The organism is Streptomyces sp. NPDC030143 (genome assembly GCF_055573695.1).
Genome location: NZ_JBVIAY010000005.1, coordinates 442,387 through 451,864 on the forward strand (window position 1 = coordinate 442,387; position 9,478 = coordinate 451,864).

General features: G+C 74.6%; 7 protein-coding genes, 2 pseudogenes and 1 riboswitch. Of the genes and pseudogenes, 6 read left to right on the forward strand and 3 right to left on the reverse strand.

Going from position 1 to position 9,478, the window contains the following annotated elements; translation table 11 throughout:
* Together ACZ4YY_RS12570 and ACZ4YY_RS12575 are read left to right on the forward strand one after the other, a co-directional pair.
* Positions 1-810, forward strand: a complete 810-nt coding sequence (locus ACZ4YY_RS12570) for a serine/threonine protein kinase (RefSeq protein WP_468287664.1) — start codon at positions 1-3, stop codon at positions 808-810.
* Positions 807-2,195 (forward strand): serine/threonine-protein kinase, encoded by a 1,389-nt coding sequence (locus tag ACZ4YY_RS12575; protein ID WP_468287667.1) that lies wholly within the window; start codon positions 807-809, stop codon positions 2,193-2,195. Before ACZ4YY_RS12570 ends, ACZ4YY_RS12575 begins: the two co-directional genes overlap by 4 nt.
* 12 nt (positions 2,196-2,207) lie before the next feature.
* Here the strand turns inward: ACZ4YY_RS12575 and ACZ4YY_RS12580 are convergent, their stop codons facing one another.
* Positions 2,208-3,101: a M23 family metallopeptidase gene (locus ACZ4YY_RS12580; protein WP_468287669.1), complete on the reverse strand. Its 894-nt coding sequence runs from the start codon at positions 3,099-3,101 to the stop codon at positions 2,208-2,210.
* Positions 3,102-3,393: 292 nt separating this feature from the next.
* Between ACZ4YY_RS12580 and ACZ4YY_RS12585 the strand changes: the two genes are divergently transcribed.
* The 3 genes and pseudogenes from ACZ4YY_RS12585 (at position 3,394) to ACZ4YY_RS12595 (ending at position 6,313) form a co-directional block, all read left to right on the forward strand.
* Positions 3,394-4,332, forward strand: coding sequence for a hypothetical protein (locus ACZ4YY_RS12585; protein ID WP_468287672.1), 939 nt, complete (start codon positions 3,394-3,396; stop codon positions 4,330-4,332).
* A gap of 148 nt (positions 4,333-4,480) precedes the next feature.
* Complete coding sequence (locus ACZ4YY_RS12590) at positions 4,481-4,903, forward strand: hypothetical protein (RefSeq protein WP_468287675.1); 423 nt, start codon at positions 4,481-4,483, stop codon at positions 4,901-4,903.
* Positions 4,904-5,291: 388 nt separating this feature from the next.
* Positions 5,292-6,313 (forward strand): annotated as a pseudogene (locus tag ACZ4YY_RS12595) (LacI family DNA-binding transcriptional regulator).
* Positions 6,314-6,393: 80 nt separating this feature from the next.
* Here ACZ4YY_RS12595 and ACZ4YY_RS12600 read toward each other — a convergent pair.
* Positions 6,394-7,317: a GHMP family kinase ATP-binding protein gene (locus tag ACZ4YY_RS12600; protein ID WP_468287677.1), complete on the reverse strand. Its 924-nt coding sequence runs from the start codon at positions 7,315-7,317 to the stop codon at positions 6,394-6,396.
* 315 nt (positions 7,318-7,632) lie between these two features.
* Positions 7,633-7,755: riboswitch (cobalamin riboswitch) on the forward strand.
* A gap of 61 nt (positions 7,756-7,816) precedes the next feature.
* Here ACZ4YY_RS12600 and ACZ4YY_RS12605 point away from each other — a divergent pair.
* Positions 7,817-8,251, forward strand: coding sequence for a (2Fe-2S) ferredoxin domain-containing protein (locus ACZ4YY_RS12605; protein ID WP_468287680.1), 435 nt, complete (start codon positions 7,817-7,819; stop codon positions 8,249-8,251).
* Between the two features lie 97 nt (positions 8,252-8,348).
* On the opposite strand, the pseudogene ACZ4YY_RS12610 reads toward ACZ4YY_RS12605, so the two are convergent.
* Positions 8,349-9,150 (reverse strand): annotated as a pseudogene (locus ACZ4YY_RS12610) (SDR family oxidoreductase).
* Between the last annotated feature and the right edge of the window lie 328 nt (positions 9,151-9,478).

Consider the following 9,478-nt stretch of genomic DNA (forward strand, 5'->3'; position numbering starts at 1 on the left):
ATGAGCGGAGTCGTGATCCACCTCCCGGACCCGGCCGCGGGCCGGCCGGACCACGGTGCGGGGCCGGTGACCCTGCGGCTGGGGCCGGGCGGCGTGGCCCGCTTCGGACGCGGATCGCCCGGTACGCCGGTCGAACTGCGGCTCGGCGATCCGGCGGTCTCCCGGCTGGCGGGAGAGATCCGGGTGACCGAGGACCACTGGCAGTTGAGCAACTTCAGCACCGGCCACAGCTACCTGGTGGAGAACCCGGAAGGGGCGGGCGAGTACCTGCGGGTCCCGCCGCGCCGGGCCGGGGCGCCCATTCCCTTCGAGTTCGCCCGGGTCGTCCTGCCCACCCGGGGGTCGACGGTGAGCTTCCAGGTGTTCGCGCCGGACCACGTGTACCTCGATCCGGACCGTGTGCAGCACGCGGGCGGCGGTTGGGGGACGCAGACCCTCACCGCCTACTCCCTGGACGAGACCGCCGCCTACTTCCTGGTCCTGGTCGCGCTCTGCGAGCCCCGGCTGCGCGACGAGTCGGCGGTCGCCGTGCCGACCACGCCCCAGGTCGTCGAACGGCTCGGCAACCATCCGGAGTACGGCGGACTCAGCGCCCGTGCGGTCAGCTCCCACATCGACTACCTCGCCGAGGAGAAACTCCGGCTGAGCGTCCCCGCCGCCGCGGAACCCGGACAGGGCGCCCGCCGCAACGGCAAGCGCGAGGCGGTCGTCGGACTCGCGCTCCGCTTCGGACTGGTCCGGGAGGAACACCTCGCGCTGCTGCCGCCCCGGACGGCAGGAGGGGTACGGGCGAGGGCGGCCGCCCCGTGAGCGGGCCACCGGACCACCTCCCGCCCGGCTACCGGGTGGGGGAGTGGGAGGTCGGCGAACGGATCGCCAGCGGGGGCTGGGGGACCGTCTACGAGGGGCGGCCCGCGGCTCCCGACGACGGGGAGTCGGGACCGGGGCCGGTGACGGACCGGCCGTCAGCCGTCGCGCTCAAGTTCCTGCCCACCGCCGGACTGGCCCCGCGCCAGGCGCGCGCCCTCGCGGACAGCGCCCGGCGCGAGAGCGAGTTGGGGCGCCGGACCCGCCATCCGCGGCTGATCCGGATGCTCGACTCGGTCGTGCTCAGCGAACCCGGAGACGACGTCCTCGACGGGGCCGTCGTCCTGGTCATGGAGCGGGCGGAGCACAGCCTGCGCCGGCTCCTCGAACAGGACGGGCCGGGGGCGCCGGAGTCCGAGAGGTCGCGGCTCCTGACCGAGATCTGCGAGGGGCTGGCCCATCTGCACGGACTGGGCTGGGTGCACGGCGACCTCAAGCCCGACAACGTGCTGATCATGGCCGACGGTTCGGTCCGGCTCTCCGACTTCGGTCTCGCCGTGGAACTGGACGGCACCCACGGCACCCACGGCTACATGCCGCCGCTCGGCACCCCCGACTACCTTCCCCCCGAACGCTGGCGGGCGCCGCTGGGCGAGCGGGGGGTCCAGGTGCGGCAGAGCAACGACGTCTGGGCCCTCGGCATCATGATCCACCAGGTGTTCACCGGCGGTGTCTCCCCGTTTCCGGGGGCCACCCCGACGGCGCGTGCGGCGGCCGTGCAGGAGTACGCCGCGGGGCGCGCGCCGCTGCGGCTGGACAGCGCCGTGCCGCCCCTCTGGCGCGAGCTGGCCGCCGACTGCCTGGCCCCCACGCACGCCGAACGCGCCGCCCACACCGCCGAGAGCCTGCTGGCCCGGATGCGGTCGGCACCGGTCCCGAGGGCCGGCGGACGGCGCAGGACGCTCCTCGGTGTCGCCGTGGCCGCCGCGCTGTGCGGAGCGGCCGCCGCCGGCTGGACGGTGGCCCTCGGCCGGGACGGCCCCGAGGAGCGGGACGGGACCGAACCGGCCGGCTGGGTCACGGTGTTCAACGTCGAGAAGCTGTGCCGCGACCGGGCCGAGGACCGCCTCCCGCTGTGCAGCCTCGGCCTCGCCGTGGACCCCGCACGTCCCTACACCGTCGAGAACGTGGTGGTGACCCGGGTGTGGCACGGCGACGTGCTGCCCGTCGACTGCCACGTCCCCCGCGGGACGCTGGTCACCGACGAGACCGGCACCGGTTCCGCCCGCTGGTTCCGCGTCCGTCTCCCGGACGCGGACCCGAGCGGGACGGGCTGGCTGCCCGCCGTGCGGACCAGGGACCGTCCCGCCGTGCCCGAGTGTTCCTGAGCCGGTGTCACCTCACGCGGTGCGGGGGACGTCCGCATCGGTGCAGGTGCGGATCACGACACCGTTGTTGTCCTTCGCCTCGTCGTTGCCCCAGCGCTGGAGGTAGTACGCCGACACAAAGGCACGGCCCTTCCCGCCGGGCGCCACCTCGTCGAGATCGGTGAGCAGCCACCAGTGGTTGTGGGCGGTCCCGACCCGTACCTCGTCGCCCAGCTTCTTGCAGAAGACGTAGTTGGTGCCCCGCAACAGCGTGCCCTGGGGTGCGCACTCGGGCCTGGAGTCGCCGACGCAGTCCACGGCGGCGTAGCCGGTCGCGTCGGCGAAGGTGTCCACCCAGTACTTCGCGGGCTCACCGCCCCCACAGGCGTTGGTGCTGGTCACCTGGGGGAAGGGGCCGTCCGGTGAGAGCCGGTACTCGGTTCCCTGGATCACCGGGTGGACCATCTCGTCGGTCTCGCCGTCGTTGTCGCCGTTGCTGTCGTAGAGCTGCTCGTAGTGCAGGTGCGCCGCGGTCGTACCGACCAGGCCCAGCCGCCCGAGCGCGGCCCCGGACGCGACCTGCTGGCCGAGGCGCACGTCGATGCGGTCCATGTGCAGATAGACCGTGAACCAGCCGTTGCCGTGGTTGATCTCCAGGCCGCCCGGCGGGAAGAACTCGGTGACCGTGCCGGCCGCGGACGCGGCCACGGTGGAGCCGAGGGTGGGCGCGCCGACCCGGTACATGTCGAGCTTCTTGTCCTCGGGCGTGTGGCCCCGGTACGTCTGCAACTGCCAGGTCTGGTTGCAGGCGAAGGGCAGTTTGAAGTCGGGCCGAGCGGCCGGCGCCGCCGCGGACGTCGGGCCCGCCGCCCGCGGCACGGCGGAGGCCACCGACGCCAGGGCCTCCAGAACCGTCATCATTGCCATGAGCACGACCAGTATCGCGGGCGCCCGGCCCGCACCTCTCGCTCGTCGGAGCCGCAAGGAACTCCACCCCTTTCCGTCACATGACTGTTCGTCGGCACGGTGCCCCATCCGGCCCCGGAAGGGACTCCCGCACGTTCCGGATGTTCTCCCGTCCCGCCCCACGGCTAGCTTTCGTGACGTCGGGTCACTGACCGCACGGACACCACGCGGGACGGCACCGGCGCGACAGGGGACCGGGACCGGCACCACGGGACCGGCATCACGGGGACGGCCCCACAGGGAGGGAGCGCTCGTGCGTCTTGGGGTGGGACTGCGGTGGCTGCTCGCCGCCGCGATCTGCGCGGGCCTGCTCACGGCGGCCGTCGCGGCGACCGGCGACGACCCGGCCGCCCGGCCGCCCACCGGGAAAGCGGGCACGGTGGCCGCGGCTGGGCACGAGCCGCCCCGCAAGCCGACGACGGCGGAGCTGGACCTCCTGCACCGCGCGGAACAGCTGCTGATCCGGGACTGCCTGGCCGGACGGGGCTTCCGCTACTGGCCCACCCCCCGGCTGTCGGCACCGGACTACCGGGAGTTCCCCTACGGGATCGACGACGCCGCCTGGGCGGCCCGCCACGGCTACGGCCGGGACATCGAGCGCCGTCTGGAACGGAACTGGCGGAACAGCGAGGGAAAGCGGTACCTCGACTCGCTTCCGAAGGCGCGGTACGAGGCCTACGGCGACGCGCTCTACGGGCCGGGCGAGGGCGGCGACCGGCTCACGGCGACGCCCCCGATGGGCGGCACCCTCAGCCACAGCGAGAAGGGCTGCGCCGCACAGTCGTGGCGCACCCTCTACGGGGACGTGCGCGCCTGGTACGGCTCGATCCAGGTGGTGAACGGTCTGCCCGGCCTGCGGGTCGGCCGGGTCGCCGAGGATCCGGCGTTCCGCTCCGCGCTCGCCACCTGGCGCGCCTGCATGCGGCAGCGCGGTCATGTGGCCGACAATCCGCCGGCGTTGCGGGCCGTCCGTATGGAGGACACCGGCCGGGACGCCCAGGCCGAGGACGTCGCGGCGGCCGTGGACGAGGCCGAGTGCGGCCGCGTGAGCGGACTCGCGACGACCGCGAAGCGCCTCGACCGCCACTACGCGGACGTCCTGTACGGCGAGTACCGCACGGCGTACGACACGGCACGGCGCCTGCAACGGCAGGCCCTGCCCAGGGCTCGCGGTGTGGTCGGCCGGGGCTGACACCGCGTGACAGCACGGCAGCCGGCCGGCGGGACCACGGCACGGACCGGGACACCGGGACCACCGCCCCCTCGGGCCGCGCAACGATCCGGCGCCCCAACCAGCCACCGACAGCAGTGACCGACATGAGCGAAGGACTGAGGAGATCATGAGCAAGCTTCGTACCGCCCTGGCCGGCGCGGCCCTGGCCGCGACCGCCGTCCTGGCCGTCCCCGGCATGGCCCAGGCCGACGGGGGCTGCAACACCGGCGAGTTCTGCGCCTACGCCGACGAGAACGGGCTGACCTACCGCAACCAGGGCAACAGCGCCGACTGGCCGGACTCGATCCAGAACAAGGTGGACTGGGTCGGCAACCGGGGCACCAGCGGCTCCCCCGCTCAGGTGAACATCTACTACAACGAGAACTACCGGAGCGCCTACGCCTGTCTCGGGCAGGGTCACGAGTGGAACCTGCGCAACAACAGCCACACCTTCACCTGGACCGCCGGCTACTCCGCCGGTCTGGGCCGCGCCGTGCACGACGACGCGGCCGCCCACAAGTGGGTCTGGAGCTGCGGCAACAACACCTGATCGCACGGTCCGCAGCGGGCCGCGAACGGAGGGCGCACCGGCTCCGGCCGGTGCGCTCCCCCGTTTCGTCGCACGACGCCGGCGGGCCGCTCCCGCCGGTCCGGGCCGCCGAGGTCCGCGGACCTCGCCGGGGGCTCGGACGCCGGCGCGACCGGTCCGTTCGGGAGCCCTCGACGTGCTCGCTGTGGGTGGCCGCGCCGTATTCCCGGACGCGGCCGTCTCACCGGCCGGCGCGAGGCGGAGCCCGAGAACCTCCCCCCTGTGACCGGAGCGCTCCCACGACCTGCGGGGCGGCTCGCCCGCACTGGCCAGGACGCGGGCAGTCGGACGACGGGAGACACCGGTGACACGAGGGGGAGGACGGGGCGGGACCCCGGCACCGCGCAGCGTGGACGTGGCCCGGCCGGCCGGCGTCTCGCAGAACACGGTGCCGAGGGTTCTCACCGGGGAGCGGTACGTCTCCGCCGAGGCGCGCCGACGGGTGCTCGAAGCGGCCGGGGAACTCGGCTACCGCCTGAACAGCGCGGCCCGGGCGCCGGCCTCCGGACGGACCCGCTCCATCGGCGTGGTCACCCTGGGAACCGCCCTGTACGGACCCGCCTCGCTCCTCATCGGCGTCGAGCGGGCCGCGCGCGACGCGGGCTACGCGCTCCGGGTGGTCGACACGCTGGAGGGCGACCCGGGCGGCGTCGCCGGTGCCGTGCGGTCGCTGCTGCACCAGGGCGTCGACGGCGTCATCGTCTCCGAGCCGATCGACGAGGGGGCGGACGCCTTCGCCGCCGACGTGCCGTTACTGCCGGGCGCGCCCGCGCCGCACGGGGGCCCGCGGACGGTGGCCACCGGGGTCAACGCCGTGCAACGGGCCCGGGCGGCGACCGACCACCTCCTGGACCTCGGGCACACGACCGCCCACCACCTCGCGGGCCCGACGCGGTGGTACGCCGCCCGGACCGCCTCGAAGGCCGGCGGTCGACCCTCGCGGAGCGCGGCAGGAGCAGCCCGCCGTGCTCGTCGATGACTGGTCCGTCGCCTCGGGCTACGCGGCCGGCCGCCGACCGGCCCGCGACGGGGACGTGACCGCGGTGTTCGCCGCCACGACGACATGGCCGTCGGCCCGATCCGCGCGCTGACCGACGCCGGCCCGAGGGTGCCGGACGACGTCAGCGTGGTGGGCTTCGACGACATCCCCTCGCCGCGTACGTCGCCCCGCCGTTGACCACGGTGCGCCAGCCGTTCGACACCGTGGCCCGCGCGGGACTGCGCCTGCCGGTGCAGGCCATCGAGCAGCCGGACGCGCAACCGCCGCCGGTCGACGACCCGCCGGTCGACCTCGCCGTCCGCGCCTCGACCGCGCCCCCGGCGGCCCGCAGGCCTCCGGGACGCGGGCGCCGCGCCGACGGCGAACGATGACGGCCGCACCGGACCGGACCCTGCGAGCGGATGAGCCGGACGAGGCCGGGAACCCCCGGGGTGTCGGCGAGGAGGGTGGATCACCCGTACCCACCTCGGGCGAACGAGCACTGGTGGCCGAGCGAGTGGAAGAAGGCCGACAGGTCGGACTTGACGTCGGGACCGGGGCGACGGCGGAAGAGGTAGCCGACCAGGCACCCCGTGTGGGCGACGAAGACGCCGTCGGCGCCGAACCGCTCCCGGTGGCCCAGCACCCGCTCGAACGTGGCCTTGGGCAGCACCTCCTGGGAGAGCGCGGCGCTGCTGGTCGCCGCCCGTGCCACGGCCGCCGGGTCGCCCGAGTCGAAGGCCTTCAGCAGATCGGTCAGGCACCGCTGGTACTCCTCCCCGCGCCGCCGGTAGTGCTCCAGCAGCGGAGCGGTGACGGCGGCGGTGTCCACCGTGCCCGGCTCGGTGACGAAGGCGGTGTGGAAGCCGATGTCGGTGCCGAGCCGGCGGACCACCCGGTGGCGGCCGCTGAGGTGCAGGGCGAACTCGTCGAGGAACACGCTGTCGGCCCGTTCGATCGCCGCCAGGACGCCGAGGACCACGTCCGCGTCGTACCGCAGGGCGAACAGCCGGAACAGACAGCGCAGGGTCGCCACGATGTCGGCTGTCGAACTGGCCATGCCCACGCCCACCTTCAGCTCGGAGTGGGTGCTCCAGCGGCCCGGCGGCAGGTCGAGTCCGAAGCGCTCCAGGAAGATCCGGGCGGCCTTCGCCGCCTTCTCCCCGAGCGGCAGCAGGTTCGGCGGCTCCGAGCCCGGGGTGAAGTGCACCCAGGCATGACGGTCCACGGGGAAGGACACCAGCGCGATGTCGGGATCGCCGCCCGCCCGCAGCGGGCCCTGGTACAGCTCGCCCAGGGTGCCGTGGCAGACACCGGAGACGGTACCGCTCGCCGGGGTGCGGGTCCCGCCCCGCTCCCCGGCGAGCGTGGCGGGAACCTGCGCGGGCACGATCACGTCCGACCTCCTGGTCACGAGCCCCGACAGGCACCGGAAAGGGGAGGGAGGTTTTCACGCGCACACCGTGCCGCCGTCCGTACCGCCGACCCGTCCACGAGGTTCCCTCTTGCGTCGCGGCCCCCGCAGTTCCGGTCGGACGGGGGCGTGAGCCGACTGCACGCCCGAGCATAGGCACCACCGTGCCCCGCGCCGCAGGGCGGGTGCCGCGTCCTTCCGACGGGTCGGCCGTCGACTCCGCGCGGGGTGCCACCCGGGGGTGGGGGCGAGCGGCGGATGGGGGATGATGGCCGACGACAGGGCGACGGCGGTCCGAGGAAGCCGGTGCGAATCCGGCGCGGTCCCGCCACTGTGATCGGCGAGCGGATCCCGACAGGCCACCGCCCCCGGACGGGGCGGGAAGGCCGGGACGAGCCTCGCCCCGAGAGCCAGGAGACTCACGTCGTCGCCTCCTCGACGGACACCGGGGCGGATCTCCCCGGAGAGGGGCGGGCCCGGTATGAACGGGACAACGGCCGACGGGGCGTTCGGCGACGGGGCGTCCGGCGACGAGGCGTCCGGCGACGAGGCGCCCGCGCGGGCGGCCGGGACGGCACCGTGCCGGGTCGTCGTGTGCCGGGACTGCTGCTGCGGCAGTCCCAAGGTGACCGGGGTCGATCACGCGGCGCAGACCGCCCGTCTGCGCGCGCAGGTGCCCGTGCGCATCTCCGCCTGCCTCGACGTGTGCGACCAGGCCAACGTCGTCGTGGTACAGCCCTCCGCCGCCGGCCGGGCCGCGGGGGCACGTCCCGTGTGGCTGGGACTCGTCAACGACCCCGACGCGACCGAGGACATCGCCGCCTGGGTGCGCGCGGGCGGCCCCGGCCTGGCCCCGCTGCCGGACATCCTCGAGCTGTACGTCTTCACCCCGCCAGGGCGCCGCACGGCCTCCTGAGGTCCGAGGCGCGCGGCGGTCCTCGGATCCGACGACCGCCGCCGGGAAGCGCGGGCTCTCCCGACGCGCGGGAGGCCCCTCGTCCGGAGGGCGAGCCCTACGCGAAGCCGCCGTTGCTCATCAGGAGCTGGCCGTTGACCCACTGGCCCTGCGGCGAGCAGAGGAAGTCGACGAGGTGGGCGGTGTCCTGCGGGGTGCCGAGCCGGTCGAGCGGGGTCCGGCCGATCACGGCGGCGCGCACCTCCTCGGTCATCCAACCGGTGTCCACCGGTCCCGGGTTGACGACGTTGGCGGTGACGCCGAGGTGGGCGAACTCGTGCGCGGCGGCCAGGGTGATGCGGTCCAGGGCGCCCTTGCTCGCACCGTAGGGAAGGTTGCCGACCGTGTGGTCGCTGGTGAGGGAGACGATCCGGCCGGTGCCCGGTGCGGCGGCGAACCGCCGGCCGAACTCGCGGATCAGCAGCCAGGTGGCGCGGGCGTTGACCGCGAAGTGCCGGTCGAAGCTCTCGACGGTGGTGTCGAGCAGACCGGAGTCGACCGACTCGCAGTGGCACATCACCAGGGCCGTGATGCCGCCCGACCTGTCCTCGACCTCGTCGAAGACCCGGGCCGGCCTCCGGGTCGGCGAGGTCCGCCTCGACGGCCGTGGTGGCGGCCCCGTGCCCGCCGAGGTCGTCGGCGATCGCCTCGGTCGCGCCGGGCTCGCCGCCCCACGGCATGCGCGCGTCGTAGGGGGTCCAGTAGGTGTAGGCGATGTCCCATCCGGAGGCGGACAGCCGGCGGGCGATGCCCGCGCCGATGCCGACGGTGCGCCCCACCCCGGTGACCAGGGCGACCGGACGCCCCGACGGGCGGGGCCGACCGGGTCCGCGGCGTTCCTGGCTGCTGTGCGTGGTCACGTCCGGGATCGTCCGCCATCGCGGCCCGGCCGGGCAACCGGATTCGCCCGGACCGCGCCGTGCGCTCCGCGCGTCTCCCTCAGGGGCCTTGCACCATGAGCGCCTGATCAGGCCGCGTGGTCCGGTGCCGTGCATCGCAAGGCGCCGGGCCGCGCGGCCCATGCGGGCATGGTGCAAGGACCCCTTGGAGCTCCGAACAAGAGGGGAGGCCGTTCAGCTCGCGGCGTCCGGTCCGTGCGATCGCAAGGCGCCGGAAGCTCCTCGTAGCGGAGCTGCCAGGGGCTTTCGGCAACGCGGCGAGCGTGCGTGCCAGGCGTCGCGAGCCGGG